13 protein-coding genes and 1 pseudogene are annotated in these 18,115 nt (G+C 74.1%); 4 read left to right on the forward strand and 10 right to left on the reverse strand.

Annotation, left to right across the window (positions count from 1 at the left end; all coding sequences use genetic code 11):
- The first annotated feature begins 102 nt into the window (after positions 1-102).
- Complete coding sequence (locus FHX73_RS33090; RefSeq protein WP_170305186.1) at positions 103-717, forward strand: TetR/AcrR family transcriptional regulator; 615 nt, start codon at positions 103-105, stop codon at positions 715-717.
- A gap of 72 nt (positions 718-789) precedes the next feature.
- Here FHX73_RS33090 and FHX73_RS33095 read toward each other — a convergent pair whose 3' ends face one another.
- The gene (locus tag FHX73_RS33095; RefSeq protein ID WP_170305187.1) at positions 790-1,986 is read right to left on the reverse strand and encodes a chorismate-binding protein; all 1,197 of its coding nucleotides are present in this window, start codon (positions 1,984-1,986) and stop codon (positions 790-792) included.
- A 69-nt stretch (positions 1,987-2,055) separates the two neighbouring features.
- Entirely contained in the window at positions 2,056-4,434 is a 2,379-nt protein-coding gene (locus tag FHX73_RS33100) for an ATP-binding protein (protein WP_145909633.1), read from the reverse strand.
- A gap of 230 nt (positions 4,435-4,664) precedes the next feature.
- On the opposite strand from FHX73_RS33100, the gene FHX73_RS33105 reads away from it, so the two are divergent.
- The gene (locus tag FHX73_RS33105) at positions 4,665-6,734 is read left to right on the forward strand and encodes an MDR family MFS transporter (protein ID WP_145909634.1); all 2,070 of its coding nucleotides are present in this window, start codon (positions 4,665-4,667) and stop codon (positions 6,732-6,734) included.
- Between the two features lie 65 nt (positions 6,735-6,799).
- The gene (locus FHX73_RS33110) at positions 6,800-7,726 is read left to right on the forward strand and encodes a terpene synthase family protein (protein WP_145909635.1); all 927 of its coding nucleotides are present in this window, start codon (positions 6,800-6,802) and stop codon (positions 7,724-7,726) included.
- Here FHX73_RS33110 and FHX73_RS33115 read toward each other — a convergent pair.
- Complete coding sequence (locus tag FHX73_RS33115) at positions 7,719-8,408, reverse strand: VOC family protein (RefSeq protein ID WP_145909636.1); 690 nt, start codon at positions 8,406-8,408, stop codon at positions 7,719-7,721. The two genes, FHX73_RS33110 and FHX73_RS33115, sit on opposite strands and share 8 nt — an antisense overlap.
- Before the next feature lie 285 nt (positions 8,409-8,693).
- On the opposite strand from FHX73_RS33115, the gene FHX73_RS33120 reads away from it, so the two are divergent.
- The gene (locus tag FHX73_RS33120; protein WP_211786403.1) at positions 8,694-10,577 is read left to right on the forward strand and encodes a potassium transporter Kup; all 1,884 of its coding nucleotides are present in this window, start codon (positions 8,694-8,696) and stop codon (positions 10,575-10,577) included.
- 83 nt (positions 10,578-10,660) lie between these two features.
- Here FHX73_RS33120 and FHX73_RS33125 read toward each other — a convergent pair whose 3' ends face one another.
- The 7 genes and pseudogenes from FHX73_RS33125 to pelF form a co-directional block, all read right to left on the reverse strand.
- Positions 10,661-11,617 carry an endo alpha-1,4 polygalactosaminidase gene (locus tag FHX73_RS33125; RefSeq protein WP_246214029.1) on the reverse strand — a complete coding sequence of 319 codons (957 nt, stop codon included), beginning with the start codon at positions 11,615-11,617 and terminating at the stop codon, positions 10,661-10,663.
- Positions 11,614-12,282, reverse strand: coding sequence for a spherulation-specific family 4 protein (locus FHX73_RS33130; RefSeq protein WP_145909638.1), 669 nt, complete (start codon positions 12,280-12,282; stop codon positions 11,614-11,616). Before FHX73_RS33130 ends, FHX73_RS33125 begins: the two co-directional genes overlap by 4 nt.
- Entirely contained in the window at positions 12,279-13,211 is a 933-nt protein-coding gene (locus tag FHX73_RS33135) for an NAD-dependent epimerase/dehydratase family protein (RefSeq protein ID WP_145909639.1), read from the reverse strand. The genes FHX73_RS33130 and FHX73_RS33135 overlap by 4 nt, the downstream gene beginning before the upstream one ends.
- 104 nt (positions 13,212-13,315) lie before the next feature.
- Positions 13,316-14,020: pseudogene (locus tag FHX73_RS33140) on the reverse strand (nucleotidyltransferase family protein); the annotation flags it as partial.
- Between the two features lie 84 nt (positions 14,021-14,104).
- Positions 14,105-15,106, reverse strand: coding sequence for an SDR family NAD(P)-dependent oxidoreductase (locus FHX73_RS33145; RefSeq protein WP_145909641.1), 1,002 nt, complete (start codon positions 15,104-15,106; stop codon positions 14,105-14,107).
- A gap of 43 nt (positions 15,107-15,149) precedes the next feature.
- Complete coding sequence (locus FHX73_RS33150; RefSeq protein ID WP_145909642.1) at positions 15,150-16,658, reverse strand: hypothetical protein; 1,509 nt, start codon at positions 16,656-16,658, stop codon at positions 15,150-15,152.
- The gene (gene pelF, locus FHX73_RS33155) at positions 16,655-18,115 is read right to left on the reverse strand and encodes a GT4 family glycosyltransferase PelF (RefSeq protein WP_145909643.1); all 1,461 of its coding nucleotides are present in this window, start codon (positions 18,113-18,115) and stop codon (positions 16,655-16,657) included. The genes FHX73_RS33150 and pelF overlap by 4 nt, the downstream gene beginning before the upstream one ends.

Genomic DNA, 18,115 nt, shown 5'->3' on the forward strand with positions numbered 1-18,115 from the left:
CGGTCCGTCAATCATTTTCGGACGAACGCGAGCTGATGCATAAGTATACTTGAGTCCAATTATGTACTTGAGTACTACATGGTGCCAAGTACACTTCCGGGCATGGGATCCACCGCGTCGCAGCGCACCGACGAGCCGCAGGACCGCCGCGAACGGCGCCGCACCGCGACCCGGGAGCGGGTGCTCGCCGCCGCGCTGGAGCTCTTCGCCAACCAGGGCTACGCGGCCACCACCTACGACCACATCGCCGACCACGCCGACGTGGGCCGGCAGACCGCGTTCAACCACTTCCGGCACAAGGAGGACTTCGTCCACGCCTGGATCCAGCGCCGGCACGACCAGCTGGACCGGCAGGACGAGCTGGACGCGGCGATAGCGGGCAAGACCGCCCTCCAGGCGCTGACCGACGGACTGCGCTCCCTCGCCGAACTCAACGAGAAGGACTACCTGCTGGCCAAGGAGCTGTTCGACGGCGGGGTGCTGCAGTCCGCCTTCGGCCTCGGCTCCGAGACGCCCAACTCCTTCGTCGCCGCGATCACCCGGGGCCAGCAGCGCGGCGAGATCCGGCCGGATCTCGATCCCGCCGAGCTGGCCGACACCGTCTACGACTGCTACCTGGCCGCGCTGGGCCGCTGGCTGCGCCACGACCGCGCCTTCGGCCTGGGCGAACTGCTGCTGGACCGGCTCTCCGTGCTGTCCGACGGCTTCCGGGCCTGACCCGCCCGCAGGCGCGCACCACTGGCTGCCAGGAGCGGACCAGTGGCGCCCCGGCCCGCCCCTGACTCATCGTCAGAGCTCCACCGGGACCTCGATGTCGGCGAACTTGTGGCAGGTGTCGGCCCACTCGCCGGCGGGGGTGGAGTCGCGGGTCACGGTGGCGCCGGCGAAGGCGTAGGTCTGGCCGGACTCCTGGAAGACGGTGCGCACCACCTTGGAGAGCGAGAGCCGACCGGGCTGGAACCGGCCGACGATGCCGTGGTAAGCGCCGCGCGGGAACGGCAGGTCGGCGGGCGGGGTCGCGGGGGCCGGCAGCGCGGCGCGCAGCAGGTCGGTGAGCGAGGCGTGGTCGGCCTGGACGGTGAGCACGGTCATCAGGTGGCGCAGCCGGTGGCGGTCGAGCACCGTCGGGCCGGCGCCGACCACCGCGCCGAGCCGGCGCAGCGAGCGGCGCCAGGCGGCCAGGGTGGCGGCGTGCTCGGCGAGGATCTTGTGGTCGCGCAGGAAGGCGGCGGCGAGCTCGCGGTCGGCGCTGCCGCGCTGGCGCGGGCCGGTGCCGGCCAGCTTGTAGGAGCGGAAGGCGGCGAGGTTGCCGTGGACCAGCAGCTCGGGGCTGTTGCCGGACATCAGGAAGCCGTCGTGCCGGACGTGGAAGAGCCGGCAGGTCGGGTTCGGCGGTGGGCCGGTGAGCAGCAGTCGGGTGAGCGGGAAGTGCGGGGCGACCTCGATCCGGCGGGCCACCGTGGCCCGGCGGTCGGGGTCGCCGTCGATCCAGTCGAGGGCGCGGCGCACGGCCAGCTCGTAGGCGGGCCGGTCCTGCTCGCCGGTGCCGTCGAGCGGGGCGGCGCGCGGGGCAGCGCGGTCGGCCGGGCGGACCTCGTCCCAGTCCGGGCCGGGGCGCCCGCGCAGCACGGTCGGGCCGGTGGCGTCCACCTGGAAGAGCAGCCGGGGCAGGGTGAGCCAGCTGGCCGGGTAACCCGGCGGCGGGGTGTCGGCGTGCGGCGGCCGCAGCAGGTCGGGGGCGAGGTGGCCGAGCACCGGTGCGCCGGCCGCGTGGTCCAGGAACTCGGTGACGGCGGGCCAGGGGTTCGCCTCGCCCGGGTCGAGGGCGAGCCGGGCGCTGCTGCCGACGCCGACCAGGAAGGTGTCCGGTCCGCCGTAGACCACGAGGTCCTCGTGCGGGTCGGCGTGCTCGGCCAGGGCGTGGGCCCAGGCCCGGGCAGTGGTCACCAGGCGCGCGCGTTCGGGAAGAACGTGGAGGTCACTCATGGGTCGGTCAGCTTCCCCTTCGGGTGGCGTGGACATGGTTGCCGTTGGCCTTACCCTGGGTGACGGTCACTAACCTGACACAGAGTGAACACCCCTCGTATGCAGTAACGGCGCGGCCGGGCGCACCGCGGCGTGCGCCTCCTCGAACTCGGACTCCTCGAACCGGGCTTCCTCGCGCCGGACCTCCTCGCACCGGGCTTCCTCGCGCCGGACCTCCTCGCACCAGGCCGCCTGTTCGAGGGTGTCGGCGGCGAGGTAGTGGTCGCCGTTGTCGGCGTGCACCCGCACCGCCTCCCGCAGCACCGCGAGCTCCTCCTCGAACCGGCCGAGGTCGTGGTGGGCCAGGGCGAGGGCGTCCAGCGCCACGGCCAGCTGGTAGCGGTCGTCCCCGGCCCGGGCCAGGCCGAGCGACTCGACGGCCAGCGGCAGGGCCGCCGCGGGCCGCCCGGCGTCGAGCAGCGCCCAGGCCGCCCGGTGCAGGGCCCGGCCGAGCTCCTGCCGGGGCACCTCCGCGTCCCGGTGCAGCTCGACGGCCGCCCGGAACCAACCCTCGGCCTCCTCGAACCGCCCCGCGCCGTCCAACGTCTCGGCCAGCATCAGCGCGCTGAACCCGCCGTCCCACCGGTACCCGAGCCGCTCGGCGAGCTCGAACGCCTGCCGACACAGCTCGGCCGCCTCGTCGACCCGCCCGAGCCGGACGTACGGCAGGCTCGCGCAGGCCAGCATCGCCGGCAGCACGTCCAGCTCGCCGTGGGCACGCGCGGCGGCGGCCGCCAGCTCGGCCATCTCCACGACGTCCCGCCAGAGCGCCCGCAGCAGCTGGTAGTTGTAGGTGCAGCGGGGCAGCAGCCAGGTGACCGGGCCGAGGTCCAGCTCGGCGGCGAGCCGGGTGACGGCCGGCAGGTTGCGCTGCTCGGCGTCGAACCAGGCGGTGGCCTCGGCGTGGCCGGCGAAGGCGACGGCCGGCTCGGGGCGGGCGGCGGCGCCGATCTCGGCCGCGGTCCGGAAGACGTGCATCTCGGCCTGGGCCCGGTGGCAGGCGTAGAGGTACCAGGCGGCCAGCCGCCCGCCGGCCGCGCGCCGCTGCTCCTCGCTCTCCTCCTGCTGGGCGAGTTCGGCCGCGTAGCTGCGCAGCAGGTCGTGCAGGCGGTAGCGCTCGGGGCCGTCGCTCTCCACCAGGTGGGCCTCCGCGAGCACCTCCAGCAGGTCCTCGGCCCGGCGCAGCGGCACGTCGAGCAGCGCGGCGGCGGCGTGCGCGCCGAACCGGGGGCCGGGGAAGAGGCCGAGCAGCCGGAACGCCCGCGCCGTCGAGACCTCGGCCTGCCGGTCGGCCCGCTGCCCGGCGGCGGTGCGGGGGCGGGCGTCCGGCAGGGTGCGGTAGCCGGTCCGGAAGGCCGCGCGGATCGCCAGGTCCCCGACGGCGAGCTCGTCGAGCCGGGCCCGCTCGTCGTCCAGCCGGGCCGCCAGGGCCTCGATCGTCCAGCCGGCGCGCCGGGTCAGCCGTGCGGCGGCGATCCGCAGCGCGAGCGGCAGCCCCGCGCAGCCGGCCAGCACCCGCTGCACCGCCTCCGGTTCGGCGGCCACCCGCCGCTCGCCGACGGCGGCGGCGAGCAGCTCGCGGGCCTCCGCGGCGTCCAGCATCGGCAGGGCCAGGTGGTGGGCGCCGACCAGGTCGCTCAGCCGGTTGCGGGCGGTGACCAGCACCGCGCAGCCGGCCGAGCCGGGGATCAGCGGGCGCAGTTGGGCGGCCGAGGCGGCGTTGTCCAGCACCAGCAGCATCCGGCGGCCGGCCAGCAGGGTGCGGAACCGGGCCGCCGCCTCCTCCTCCCCGGCCGGGACGCCGAGTTCGCCGAGCGCCCGCAGCCAGCCGGCCAGCACCTCGGCGGCGGCCCGCGGCGCCGGTTCGCCGCCGCCCAGGTCGGCGAAGAGCTGGCCGTCGGGGAAGTGACGGGCCGCCAGGTGGCCGGCCGTCACGGCGAGCGCCGTCTTGCCCACGCCGCCGGCGCCGGTGACGGCGACCAGCACCACCTGCCCGGGCCCGGCGGCGCCGCCACCGCCCAGCAGGCCGGCCAGTTCGGCGAGCTGCGCGCGCCGGCCGGTGAAGTCCGCCACCGCCGCGGGCAGCTGGGCCGGCGCCGCGCCCGCCGGTCCGCCGGCAGGCGGCGCGGGGGCCGGTGGCTCGGGCGCCGGTGCGGCGGCCGCCCCGCGCAGCAGCTCGAACAGCCGGGCACCGTCCACCCCGAGGGCGCCCACCAGGATCCCCAGCGCCGGCTCGGTGATCGGCCGCCGGCCGTTCAGCCAGCGCTGCCAGGAGGCGGTCGAGTAGTGCGTCAGCTGGGCCAGCCGGGTCAGCGTCAGCCGGTGCTCGTCCTTGAGCGCGCGCAGCTCCTCCACCAGTTGACGGTGCGCCGGGCCGAGCCCGGCGGGCAGAGCGGACCAGTACGACACGAGCGAATCCCCCCGGATCAGGTGGTCCCGGCCGTCGGGGCGCCCGTGGCACCCCCGACGCGCAGTCACCGCGCCACTCCCCCAAGTGCGCCGTTCGAGCTTGGCACACGGACCTGAACGGATGGAAGACGCCGGTCCGTCGGCACCGGACCCGACGCACCGTCAGCTCCCGCTCACTCCCCCGCCCCTCCCGGCTCGCGGCCCCGCCGCACCGGTGTGACCCTGCCCCTATGACCACGCACGCGCAGAGTCAGCAGAGCGCCCCACCCGTCCTCGACGTGCGCCAGCGCAACATCGTCTTCGGCACCATCGTGCTCGGCATGCTGCTGGCCGCGCTCGACCAGACCATCGTCGGGACGGCGCTGCCGACCATCGTGGCCGACCTCGGCGGCGCCTCCCACATGTCCTGGGTGGTGACCTCCTACCTGCTGGCCGAGACCGTGGCCACCGCGCTGGTCGGCAAGTTCGGCGACCTCTACGGGCGCAAGCTGGTCTTCCAGGTCTCCGCGATCGTCTTCATCACCGGCTCCTTCCTCTGCGGACTGGCCACCGACATGTGGCTGCTGATCGCCTGGCGCGCGGTGCAGGGCATCGGCGCCGGCGGCCTGATGGTCACCTCGATGGCGCTGATCGCCGACGTGATCCCGCTGCGCGAGCGCGGCAAGTACCAGGGGGCGATCGGCGCGGTCTTCGGCGTCGCCACGGTGATCGGGCCGCTGCTCGGCGGGCTCTTCACCGACCACCTGTCCTGGCGCTGGGCCTTCTACGTCAACGTGCCGATCGCGATCCTGGTGGTGATCGCCGCCGCCCGGAACCTGCCCTCGGTGCGCTCGACGGTCCGCCCGGTGATCGACTACCTGGGGATCGGGCTGGTCGCGGCCGGCGCGAGCGCGCTGATCCTGGCCACCAGCCTGGGCGGCAACCAGTTCGCCTGGGGCTCGCCGGTGATCATCGCGCTGTTCGTCGGCGGCGTGCTCGCGCTGGCCGGGTTCTGCTGGGCGGAGACCAGGGCGGAGCAGCCGATGCTGCCGATGCGGCTGTTCGGCACCCCGGTGTTCGCGGTCTGCTCGGTGCTGAGCTTCATCGTCGGCTTCGCGATGCTCGGCGCGATGACCTTCCTGCCCACCTACCTGCAGTACGTGGACGGCGACTCGGCGACCGTCTCCGGCGTGCGGACGCTGCCGATGGTGCTCGGGCTGCTGATCGCCTCGATCTTCAGCGGAAACGTGGTCAGCAAGACCGGCCAGTACCGGATCTTCCCGATCGTCGGCTCGCTGGTGATGGCGGTCGGCCTCTTCCTGCTCTCGCTGCTGAAACCGAGCACCGGCGTCGGGCTCGCCTCGCTCTACATGTTCGTGCTGGGCCTGGGCATCGGGCTCTGCATGCAGGTGCTGACCATCGCGGTGCAGAACACCGTGGACTACGCCGACCTGGGCACGGCCACCTCCGGCGTCACCTTCTTCCGCACCATCGGCTCCTCCTTCGGCACCGCCGTCTTCGGCACCATCTACACCAACACCCTGAAGACGAACCTGGCCAAGGGCGTCGTCGAGTCCGCCCGGCTCACCGGCGCCGACCCGGCCCGGCTGGCGCACTCCGCCTCCAGTCCCGAGGGCCTGCACCGGCTGCCCGCGGCCCAGGCCGCGCCGATCATCTCGGCCTACTCGGACACCCTGCACACCGTCTTCCTGTGGACGGTGCCGGTGGCGGCGCTCGGCTTCGTGGTGGCGCTCTTCCTCAAGCAGGTGAAGCTGCGCGACAGCGCCCGGGCCGCCTCCACCGACATGGGCGAGGGCTTCGCCCAGCCCACCGGCAGCGACGCGGTCCAGCACCTGGAGGCCAGCGTGTGCCGGATCATCCGCTTGGTGGACCTGGACACCGTGCGCTCCATCGTGGCGGGCTCCGAGGCCCGGGTGGACATCGCCGGCGCCTGGGCGCTGATGGAGGTGGAACTGCTCACCCGGGTGGTCGGGCACGCCCGGCTGAACCTGATCGCCGCCCGCAAGCGGGTCCCGCCGGAGGTGCTGGAGCCGGTCTTCGACCGGATGGTCAGCGAGGGCTACCTGACCCGCCACCAGGACTTCCTGGACCACACGCCGGCCGGGCAGGTGGAGGCCGGGGCGCTCACCCGGGCCTGGTCGGCGTGGCTGAACGCGAAGCTGGAGGCGGACGTCGGCCGCCCGCGCAGCGCCGAGCTGCGGGCGGCGGTGGACGGCATCGCCAAGCGGCTGCTCGCGGAGGACCTGGCGAACGGCGTCCCGCAGGGCCAGCGGGCGGGCGCGGTCGAGCGGACCGGCTGACCGGTCGTCAACTCGGCTGGAATGGTGGTTAGCAGGGCGTCGACCGAACCACTACGCTCTGCTACGTGCCCGCCACCGCGTCCCCCGACTTCGCCCGCCGCGCCGCCGAGGCCGACGACCGGGCCGCCGCCTGGTGCCTGGAGCGCGGCCTGCTGCCCGACCGGGAGACCGAGGAGTGCTTCCGGCTGGCCCGGTTCGGCGCCCTGGCCGCCCACACCTGCCCGTCCGCCGACGACGCCGCGCTCGCCGTGCTCGGCACCTGGCTGGGCTGGTTCTTCCTGCTGGACGACCACCTGGACGGCCACCTGGACAGCCAGGCCCCCGAGGACGGCGCCGGGCTGCTCACCGCCATAGGGGACGCGCTGCGCACCGGGCGCACCGACCACGGCTCGCCGTTCGTCGCCGCCTTCCTCGACCTCTGGTCCGCGCCCGGACCGGGGTCGGGCCCGGCCGAGCCGTTCCGCCCCCGGTTCGCCCGGCACCTGGACGAGTACCTGGCCGCGCTGGTGCGGGAGAACGCCGAGCGGCGCAGCGGCCGGCCGCCCGGCGAGGCCGAGTACATCGCGCTGCGCCGGATCACCGGGGCGATCCGGGAGAGCCTGGACGGCGCCGACCACCTGGCCGGGTGCTCACTGCCGGACGAGCTCTACGACCACCCCTGGCACCAGAGCCTGCTGGACGCCGCCTCCGACGTGATCAACTGGACCAACGACCTGGCCTCCTGGCGCAAGGAGCTGGACGGCGGCGAGGTGCACAACCTGGTCCTGGTGGTCGCCCGCACGCGCGGCCTCGACCACCGGGCGGCCGAGGCCGAGGTGGCCCGGCGGATAGCGGTCCGGGCCGAGGAGTTCGAGGCACTGGCCGCCGTGCCGCCGGACCCCCGGCTGGCCCGCCGGGCGGTCGCGCTGCGCGACTGGATGACCGGCTTCCGGGCCTGGCTGGCCGAGACCGCCCGCTACCTGACGGACCCGCAGCAGCCGGCGCTCAGCTGACCCCGGCGTCCGGGCCCGGCCAGCCCGCGACGCCGACGCAGACCTCGTTGCCCTCCGGGTCGGCCAGCACCCAGTGGCCGGGCGCGTGCGCGTCGCTCACCAGGGTGCCGCCGGCGGCCAGGGCGGCGGCGATCCGGGCCCCGGCCCCGTCGTGCGGCACCCAGACGTCCACGTGCAGCCGGTTGCGCTGCGGGCGCGGCTCGGCCATCGCCTGGAAGTAGAACGGGGCGCCGCGCCGACGCGGGTCCAGCAGGTCCTCCTCGCTGTCGCCGCGGTCCCGGTAGTCGAGCACGGCCCGCCAGAACGGCAGGCACTCGGCGGTGACCAGCGCGTCGACCGTGACCTGGACGGTCTGCACCACCGCCGGATCCGCCGTCAGGCCCATGCGGCCGGCCAGCGCCGAGATCTCCCGGGCCAGCTCGACGTCGCGCTCGGTCAGGCCGTAGTAGCCGTCGCCGACCGTGATCAGACGGACCGTCACACCGTCGGCCCGCAGGTCCAGGTCGGGCCGGCCGGGCGAGCCGCCGGGCAGCTCGGCGACGGCCTGGGCGAACCGGGCGGCGGCGGCGAGCGAGTCTGTGCGGAAGCAGGTGCAGGCGCCCTCGCCCACCACCCGCCAGTCCTCGGTGCCGCCCGCCAGGTGGAAGGTGCGGGCCTTGATCCGGTCGGTGATCGCGTTCATGCGCAGCACGGTAGCGCTCCCTCCGGACAGCTGTCCCGGCCCCCGGGAGGCCTGCTGATCAGCTCCGGTCATCGACCGTATGGAATCCGTTACGACCCGACCGTATGGATGTCGTTAAAGGTGCACGCGGTACACCAGGACCGATGGTCCGAGCGCTGCGGAGCCTGCGTATCATCGTCGCTCATTATGCGTATAGAACTCGCCAAGGGTGCGCCCGCCGCCCCTGACTCCCCCGCACTCGGCGGCGCGCCCCACGGCAGCAAACCCCGAAGCCTCCGTCCCGGCATGGCGGCCCTGACCCTGGGCGCGCTGGGCGTCGTCTTCGGCGACATCGGCACCAGCCCGCTGTACTCGATCCAGACCGTCTTCACCGCCGACAACAACGCGGTCGGGACGTCGCCGGACCAGGTGTACGGCGTCATCTCGCTGGTCTTCTGGGCGATCACCCTGATCGTCTCGGTCAAGTACGTGTCGTTCATCCTGCGCGCCGACAACGGCGGCGAGGGCGGCATCATGGCGCTGACCGCCCTGGTCCAGAAGCTGAACTTCAAGTCGGTGCGCAGCAAGGTGATCCTCGTTGCGCTCGGGATCTTCGGCGCCTCGCTGTTCTACGGCGACGGCATGATCACGCCCGCGATCTCGGTGCTGTCGGCGGTCGAGGGGCTGAAGGTCTCGGCGCCGGGCCTGAGCGACTTCGTGATCCCGGTCACCATCGCGGTGCTCATGGTGCTCTTCGCGCTGCAGCGCTACGGCACCAACCTGGTCGGCAACCTGTTCGGCCCGGTCATGACCGTCTGGTTCCTCGTCATCGGCGCCACCGGCGCGGTCGAACTGGCGGGCCACCCGGCGATCTTCAAGGCGCTGTCGCCGACGTACGGCGTCGAGTTCATGGTGAACCACGGCATGATCGCGTTCATCGCGCTCGCCTCGGTGGTGCTGGCCGTGACCGGCGCCGAGGCGCTCTACGCCGACATGGGCCACTTCGGCCGGGCGCCGATCCACCGCGCCTGGTTCTTCCTGGTCTTCCCGGCGCTGACGCTCAACTACCTCGGCCAGGGCTCGCTGATCCTGCGCTCGCCCTCCTCGATCTCCAACCCGTTCTTCCTGCTGATGCCGGGCTGGGCGCAGTTCCCGATGGTGATCCTGGCCACCGTGGCCACCGTGATCGCCTCGCAGTCGGTCATATCCGGCGCGTTCAGCGTCACCCGCCAGGCCGTCCAGCTCGGCGTGCTGCCGCACATGACGATCAAGCACACCTCGGAGCACGAGGTCGGCCAGGTCTACGCGCCGATGATCAACTGGGGCCTGTTCGCCGCGGTCGTCGCCCTGGTGCTGGGCTTCGGCTCCTCCGCCGCGCTCGCCTCCGCGTACGGCGTGGCGGTCACCGCCACCTTCGTGCTGAACACGGTGCTCTTCCTGGCCGTCGCCCGGGTGATGATGCGCAAGCCGCGCTGGCTGATCGCGGTCGGCGCCGTCGTCTTCCTGACCACCGAGATCGCGTTCTTCGCGGCCAACCTCACCAAGGTCGTGCACGGCGGCTGGCTGCCGCTGCTGGTCGCCTTCACGGTCTTCACCGTCCTGATCACCTGGCAGCGCGGCCGGCAGATCGTCACCCCGAACCGGACGGCGCTGGAGGGCCCGCTGCGCGCGTTCGTCGACGAGGTCGACGCGATGGACCCGCCGGTGCACCGGGTCGACGGCACGGCGGTCTTCCTGAACGCCAACCTGGAGACCACGCCGCTGGCGCTGCGCGCCAACGTCGAGCACAACCACACGCTGCACCAGAACGTGATCATCGTGTCGGCGATGACCGAGAAGGTCCCGCACGTCGACGAGTCCGAGCGCTGCACCTTCGACGACCTCGGCCACAGCGACGACGGCATCACCCACCTCACCCTGCGCTTCGGCTTCATGGACGACCCGAACATCCCGCAGGCGCTGCGGCTGGCCGCCCAGCACCCGGATGCGGGCCAGATCCACGGCCTCGACGTGGACGAGGTGTCCTACTTCCTGTCCCGGATGACCATCGTCCGGACCGATGCGCCGGGCATGCGGCGCTGGCGCAAGAAGCTCTTCATGACCCTCGCCAACAACACCAGCAGCCCCGTGGCGTACTTCGGTCTGCCCAGCGACCGGTGCGTGATCATGGGCGCCCAGGTCTCGGTCTGACCAGGTAGCAGCGCAACACCCGCAGCGCGGCCCGTTCCCACCGGAACGGGCCGCGCCGCGGTCGTCTCAGCAGGGCGGTCGTGTCAGCAGGGCTGGCGCCAGGCGTCCAGGTTCTGGTGCTTGACCATCGAGCTGAAGCCCAGCCTGGCGCTCTCGGGGCAGAAGGCGGCGGGCGCGACGGTGTACTCCACGTGCAGCACCGCCTTGCCGGCCCGGACGAACGGGGTCAGCGCGTCGCACTCCTGGTACTCGGCGCACTGCTCGTCGATCGAGAAGTCGAAGTCGCCCACCAGGTCGGGCACCTGGTCGACGTCGTTCTTCAGCGCGACCGACATGCCGCGCTGGTGCACCAGGTCGGCGACCATCCGGTTGAAGGCCAGTTGGTCGGCGGCGGTGACCGGGAAGCCGCTGTCGTTCTCGTAGGCCTCCAGCAGGTCGGGTTCGACGGCGTCGAAGCCCTTCGCCCGGCACATGTCGAACCGGGCCGCCAGCAGCGGCCGCAGCACGTCCAGCCGGCGGATGTCGACCCAGCGTTCGCCGGACCAGCCGTCGCTCGCGCCGAGCACCGAGGGCGGGTAGGCGCCCGCGTCCGGGCGGAAGTCCTCCCAGCCGCCGGCGTTGACGTAGCAGATCACCTTGCGGCCCTTGGCGTGCAGGGCGGCCACCACGCCCGCGTCGTTCTCGAAGCCGTCGATGTCGTAGACCGGGACGTCGACCGACTGGTCCACGGTGCCGCTCAACTGCCACTGCCACGCCGTGCCGGGGGTCGGGCGCCACAGCGCACCGGTGGGGTGCGCCGAGGGGGTCGCGGAGGGGGTCGGTGTCGGTGTGGGCGTGGGCGTAGGTGTGGGCGTGGGCTTCGGGGAGGCCGAAGGCGTGGGCACCGGCGCGGGAGCGGACGGCGCGGGCGCAGTGGTGCTGGGCGACAGCGACGGCGACGGGGCACCGCCGCCACCACCACTGCTGCTGCTGCTGGTGCAGGCCGTGGCGGCGGCGGCCAGCACCAGCAGCACGGCGCACGCCCGGGCGGGACGGATCACCGGCGCAGCCCCAGCGGTTCGGTGTCCCACGGGTTCGGGCCCGGCCCGCTCACCGCGCAGGCCAGGCCCGCGCGGTGACCGCCCGCCAGTTTGGCGAACTGCTCGGCCCGGTCCGCGGGCACCTCGTACACCAGGTGGCAGAACCGGGCCGGCGCGTGGCGGCCGGTCCACACCGGCGGCACCAGGTCCTGGTACGCGTCCCAGGTGCCCTCGAAGGTGACCAGGAGGTCGGCCAGGCCGACCTCCGCGTACCCGGGGTCCGGGTGCGTCCCGTGCCCCAGCACCACCGTGCCGCAGCCGGCCGCCCGGGCCGCCGTGGCGAGCCGGCGGTAGTGGCCCAGCGCGCCGGGGTGCGCGCTCGCCTGGTCGAAGTAGACGCCCTCGACCCCGTACCACTCGCGGTACCGCAGCAGGTCGTCAACCACGGCGGCGTGCGGCCGGCGGCCGTAGTCGGTGTCGCTGTAGCCCAGCACCCGTACGCCCGCCGCCCGCAGCCGCCCGCCGGCCTCGGCGAACGCGGGGTCGGGCGCGGCGCCCGGCCCGTCGGCGACGTTCAGCACCACGGCGCCCACCCGGGCGGGGCCGGCCTCGGCCACCGCCCGCCAGGCGTCCGGTGCGACGCCCGGGTGCACGTAGAGCGGGACCAGCAGGAGCGGAACGGTCACCGGGCGACCGCCGGCCGCTCGGCCCCGTCCCGCGCGCCCTCGGCCGCGGTGCTCTCCCACAGGTCGGCGAGCGAGCGCTCCAGCGGCGTCACCGGCCGCCAGCCCAGGTGCTCGGCCGCGGCGCCGACGTCGGCGCGCTGCCAGGGCACGACCGCCGACCGCTCGGAGCCGGCCGCGGCCTCCTCCACCAGCTCGCCCCGGAAGCCGGCCGCCCCGGTCAGCGCCCGGACCAGCTCGCGGACCGGGCGGGCCGAGCCGCTGCCGAGGTTGAGCACCCGTGGCAGCGGCCGGGGGGCGGTGACGGCCAGCGCGACGGCCTCGGCGAGGTCGCGGACGTCGACGAAGTCGCGGTACGCCGACAGGTCGCCCACCCGGATCCGGCCCTGCGGCCCGACCCGGCGCAGCTCGCCCGCCAGCCGCCCGGGCAGCGACTGGGCGGGTGCGCCCGGCCCGACCGGGTTGAACACCCGCAGCACCACGGCCTCCTCCAGCCGGCTGCCCGCCACGGCGAGCGAACCGGCCAGCTTGGTCGCGCCGTAGACCCCGACCGGCGCCACCGGGGAGCGCTCGGTCAGCGCCACCCCCATCTCGGTCGCGCCGTACTCCGCGGCGGAGCCGAGGTGGACCAGCCTCGCCTGCGGGGCGGCGGCCAGCATCGCGTCGCTGAGCAGCGCCGGCCCGCGCGCGTTGGCCTCGGCCAGGTTCAGCGCGCTGCCGCTCACCGCGCCCGCGCAGTTGACCACCGCGTCGGGGGCCAGCGCGGCCAGGTCGGCCATCAGCGCCGGCATCTGACCGGCCGCCAGGTCCAGCGTGAGGTCGTGCGGGGGGCGCCGCCCGGCGGTGTACAGCTCGGCGCCGGGCAGCGCCCGCAGGGCCCGGGCGGCGTGCCGGCCCAGGTAGCCGTTGGCGCCCAGCAGCAGGATCTTCATGCGGCGCGCCCGTCGCTGTCGGCCGGCTGCTCCTCGGGCGCGGCGGGCTCGGCCGGCGGGGCGAAGCGGGGCAGTGCGGCGGCCGGCGGCTGGTCGTGGCGCGGACGCAGCAGCAGCGGCTTGATCTGCTCGAACTCCTCGTTGGCCCGGTCGTAGTCGTCCGGGCGGCCGATGTCCAGCCAGTAGCCCTCGAACTCGTGGGCGACCGGTGGGGTCTGAGCGGCCAACAGGTCGAGCACCAGCTCGTCGAAGCCCAGCGGCTGGCCGGGGGTGTAGTCGGCGAGGGTCTTGCGGGAGAGGCCGTATATGCCCATCGAGACGCGGTAGTCGATGGTGGGCTTCTCCTGGAAGCCGGTGATGCTGCCGGACTCGGCGGTCAGCACGCCGAAGTCGATCCGCACCTGGCGGCCGTAGGTGGCGACGGTCAGCGGGGCTCCGCTGACCTCGTGGCCGCGCAGCAGGGTGGCGTAGTCGAGGTCGGTGAGGACGTCGCCGTTCATCACCAGGAAGTGCTCGGGCAAACGGTCCTGAATGGTCAGCAGTGGACCGAGGGTGCCCAGCGGGACGTCCTCGACGGCGTAGCCGACCCGCAGCCCCCACTGCGAGCCGTTGCCGACGTAGGCGCGGATGATGTGGCCCAGGTGGCCGATCGCCAGCGTGACCGACTCGAAGCCGGCCGCGGACAGTTGGCGCAGCACGATGTCGAGGATCGCGTGCTGGTCGCCGATCGGCACCAGCGGCTTGGGCAGGGCGGTGGTGTACGGGCGCAGCCGGATGCCCTTGCCGCCGGCCAGGATCACTGCGTGCACGGGTGATTCCCCCCACGAGGGTGTGACGGCAGGTGAGTGCCGTGGGACGGTGGACCGACCGGTGGTGGTCAGACGGTGCGGTGGTCAGACGTTGTAGCGGTCGGTCTTGTAGCGGGACAGGTTGGCCGGGTCGCGGAAGAACGCGATGGTCCGCTCCAGGCCCTGCTCCAGGCTGTGCGCGGGCGCCCAACCGGTGGCGGTGCGCAGCCGGGTGGCGTCGGCGACCAGGCGGAACACCTCGGAGTCGGCCGGGCGGAGCCGTTGTTCGTCCTCCTTCACGGTGACGTCCGCGCCCATCAGCTTGCCGATCAGCGCGACGGTGTCGCCGACCGAGATCTCCCGGCCGGTGCCGGCGTTGAAGGTGCGGCCCACGACGGTGTCGGCGGGCGCGGTGCCGACCGCCCGGAAGGCGGCCGCGGTGTCCTCGACGAACATGAAGTCGCGGGTCGGGCGCAGGTCGCCGAGGGTGATCTCCCGCTCCCCCGCCGCGAGTTGGGCGATCACGGTGGGGATGACGGCGCGCATCGACTGGCGCGGCCCGAAGGTGTTGAACGGGCGCAGGGTGACCACCGGCGTGCCGAAGCTCGCGTGGTAGCTGTCGGCCAGCCGGTCCCCGCCGGCCTTCGAAGCGGCGTACGGGGACTGGGTGTTGATCGGGTGGTCCTCGGTGATCGGCACGGTCTGCGCGGTGCCGTAGGTCTCGCTGGTGGAGGTGTGCACCAGCCGCGGCACGTCCAGGTGGCGCACCGCCTCCAGCACGTTGAGGGTGCCGGTGACGTTGGTGTCCACGTAGGAGTGCGGCGCCTGGTAGGAGTACGGGATCGCGATCAGCGCGGCCAGGTGGTAGACCGTCTCGGCGCCCTTGACCAAGCCGTTGACCGAGCCGGGGTCGCGGACGTCGCCGAGCACGACCTCGACCGAGTCGAGCACCTGCGGGTCGAGCTCCTCCAGCCAGCCGAACGAGGAGAAGGAGTTGTACTGGACCATGGCGCGGACCCGGTGGCCGTCCGCGACCAGGGCCTCGACCAGGTGCGAGCCGATGAATCCCTCGGCCCCGGTGACGGCGACAGTGGTGCTACTGCTCATGCGGGTTCTCTCCATCCGGATCGGAAATCTGTGGGGCGGGCGCTCAGCGGTGCGGGGTGACCCGGCCGAGCACCGGTGCGGCCACCGCGCCGAGCAGCACGGCCACCAGGCCGCAGCCGACCAGTTGGGCGGTCACCGCGGCGGTGCCGGCCGACAGCGCGGACAGCTCCAGGCCGGCGCCGAGGCAACAGGCGGCGGCCACGGTTCTGCTCAGCCCGAAGGCGTTGAGCAGCAGGGCGAGCCAGAGCGCGGCGCCCAGCAGCACGATCGCCAGCACCGGCAGCGCGGCCGGCGCCCGCCCGCCGGGCCAGAGCAGGCCGATCAGCGCGTCGAGCACCGCCAGCGCGGCGAGGTAGCCGAGCAGGCAGCCGGCCAGCTGCCGGATCGAGCGGCGGGCGAACTCGCCCGGCCGGGTGGCGGTGTGCAGCGCCCGTACGGCCAACTCCCGGTAGCGGTAGAGCAGCCACTCGGCCAGGCCCAGGCTGAGGCTGATCGAGAGCATCGCCGGTCCGCCGAGCCCGCCGGCGGCGCCGCCGTGCCCGGTGAACAGTCCGGCGTTGCCGGCCAGCAGCGTCAGGACGCCGGCGGCGAGCCCGAACAGCGCCTGCGGCAGCTGCCCGCTCAGCGCGGGCGGCCGGCCCGGTTCGCCGCCGGCCCGCAGGCAGCCGAGCAGCGCCCGGCCGGCCAGGACCAGCAGCCCGGCCAGCGAGGCGAGCAGGATCGCCGCCCGGACCGTGGACGGCAGCGGGGTGAGGGCCAGCGCGCCCGCTCCGGCGGCCACCGGGGCCAGCCCGTACAGCAAGTGGCGGGCCCGGCCGAGCGAGAGCAGCACGGTGGCGGCCGCCATGTAGAGGCACTGCCCGGCGGTGAACCAGAGCGCCGGCCACTCCGCGCCGACCACCCAGGCCGCCGCCATCGCCAGCAGCGCGCCGACCGGCGCGCCGACGGCCAGGCAGCGCCCGGCCTGCCGGCGCCGGCCGCGGGCCAGCCAGCTGTAGGTGCGGTGGGCCAGCGCCTGGTTCCACGCCCAGGCCACCACGGTGGCGGCCGCCAGGGCCGCCGCGCCGTCCGGCATCCCGAACTTGAGGTAGTGCGGGTCGAACCAGCCGCTGCCCAGCAGGTAGCCCAGGGCCGGCAGCGCGAAGACCAGGCCGCGCACCAGGCACCGCCAGGGCGAGACCTGCCACGGGTTGGCGGGCGCGGCCGCGGTCGCACGGTAGTGCCGGGGCACCTTGGCGAAGAGCTCCTCGGCCAGCGTGAAGGCGTCCGGGCGGCCGTAACGCAGCGCGGCCTGCTGGTCGTTGACCCCGTCCGCCTCCAGGAAGGCGGCGATCTCGAAGGGGTGCACGGCGGCGGCGCAGACCTCGGCGAGCTGCTCGGCGAGTTCGTCGAGCGGGTCGGCGCTCAGCACTGGTGCGGGGTCGGGCGCCGCGGGCGGGCGCGCCTGGGAGCGGCGCGACCAGGGCAGCGCGAGCTGCATGGTGCGCTCGTTGCCCTGCGGTCCGGCGGGCTGGTCGGCCTCCTGCGGGACCAGGTAGAGCGGCCCGCTCACGCGGCACCTCCCGTCGCGGCGGCGGTCAGCAGCGGGCGCGGCGTGCGCACGCCGGTGCGCAGCAGCTCGGTGTAGATCTCCCGGAACCCGTCGATGTTCTGACGCAGCGTGAACTGTTCGATCACCCGCAGCCGGGCCCGCTCGCCGAGTTGGGCCCGCCGCTCGGGGTCGCGCAGCAGCTCCAGCGCGGCCGCGGCCATCGGCTCGGGCTCGCGCGGGGGCACCACCAGTCCGGCGTCGCCCACCGCCTCGCGCACCCCGCCGACGTCGGTGGACACGGTGGCCCGGCCGCAGGACATCGCCTCGATCAGGGTGAACGGGAAGCCCTCGCTGATGCTGGAGAGCATCACCACGTTCCCGGCGGCGTAGGCGTCGGTGATGTCGGCGACCCGGCCCTCGAAGTGCACCGAGGCGCCCACCCCGAGCTCCTCGGCCAGCGCGACGCAGCGGTCCCGGTAGGCCTCGCCGCCCTTGGGCGTGCCGCCGAACAACCGCAGTCTGGCTTCCGGCAGTTCGGCGTGCACCAGGGCGAAGGCGCGGATCAGCGTCTCCAGGTCCTTGATCGGGTCGACCCGGCCGGCCCAACTGAGCGTCGGGGCCTGCGGTTCGGGGCCGGCGGGCGGGAAGGCCGCGGGGTCGACGCCGTTGTAGACGGTGCGGATGTTGTCGGACGGGGTGCCGCCGCGCTCCTCCCACCGGCGGTTGTACTGGTTGCCGGGGGTGACCAGCGCGGCGTGCCGGTAGCTCTCCTCGGCGAGCATCCGGTAGAAGCCGAGCAGCAGCGCCTTGACCGGCCAGCGGTAGGGGCCGGTGCGGTAGCCGAGGTAGCGCTCGCGCAGGTAGACGCCGTGCTCGGTGAGCAGGAAGGGCACGTAGTGCAGTTGGGCGCCGACGAGTCCGGGCAGGGTGGCCAGCCCGCCGCTGGCCGCGTGCGCGACGCCCTCGCGCGGCGGCTCGACCGCGAGCGGGCGCAGCGCGTGCTCCAGCAGGTCGCCGGCGTTGAGCGCGTCGTGCAGGGTGGGCCGGGCGGCGGCGGTCGGCAGCCCGGTGCGGCTCCACACCCCGTGCAGGGTGCGCAGGGCCTGTTCGCTGCGCAGCGCCGGGCCGAGCAGGCCGCGCCGCGCCAGGTCGGCGAAGGTGCTCAACTCCCGTCCGAAGTGCGCGTCGTAGACCGGGTCGAGCAGCGAGTGCAGGAACCGCTCGTAGGACTCCAGGAAGCGGCGCAGCTCCCGGCCGCGCGGTGCGCGCCCGTCCGCCGCGGGACCCCACAGCGGCACGGGTGTGACCGAGCGGACGTTGCCGGGCAGGTCCCAGACCACCGGCTCGGCGCCGGTGCCGGTCACCGCGATGATGTCGAACTCCACGTCCGGCATCCCCTGGACCAGTTGGTCGCACCAGACGCTGACTCCGCCGTGCTGGTGCGGATACGTTCCTTCGGTGAGCAAGGTGACACGCAT

The organism is Kitasatospora viridis (genome assembly GCF_007829815.1).
Lineage (GTDB): Bacteria > Actinomycetota > Actinomycetes > Streptomycetales > Streptomycetaceae > Kitasatospora > Kitasatospora viridis.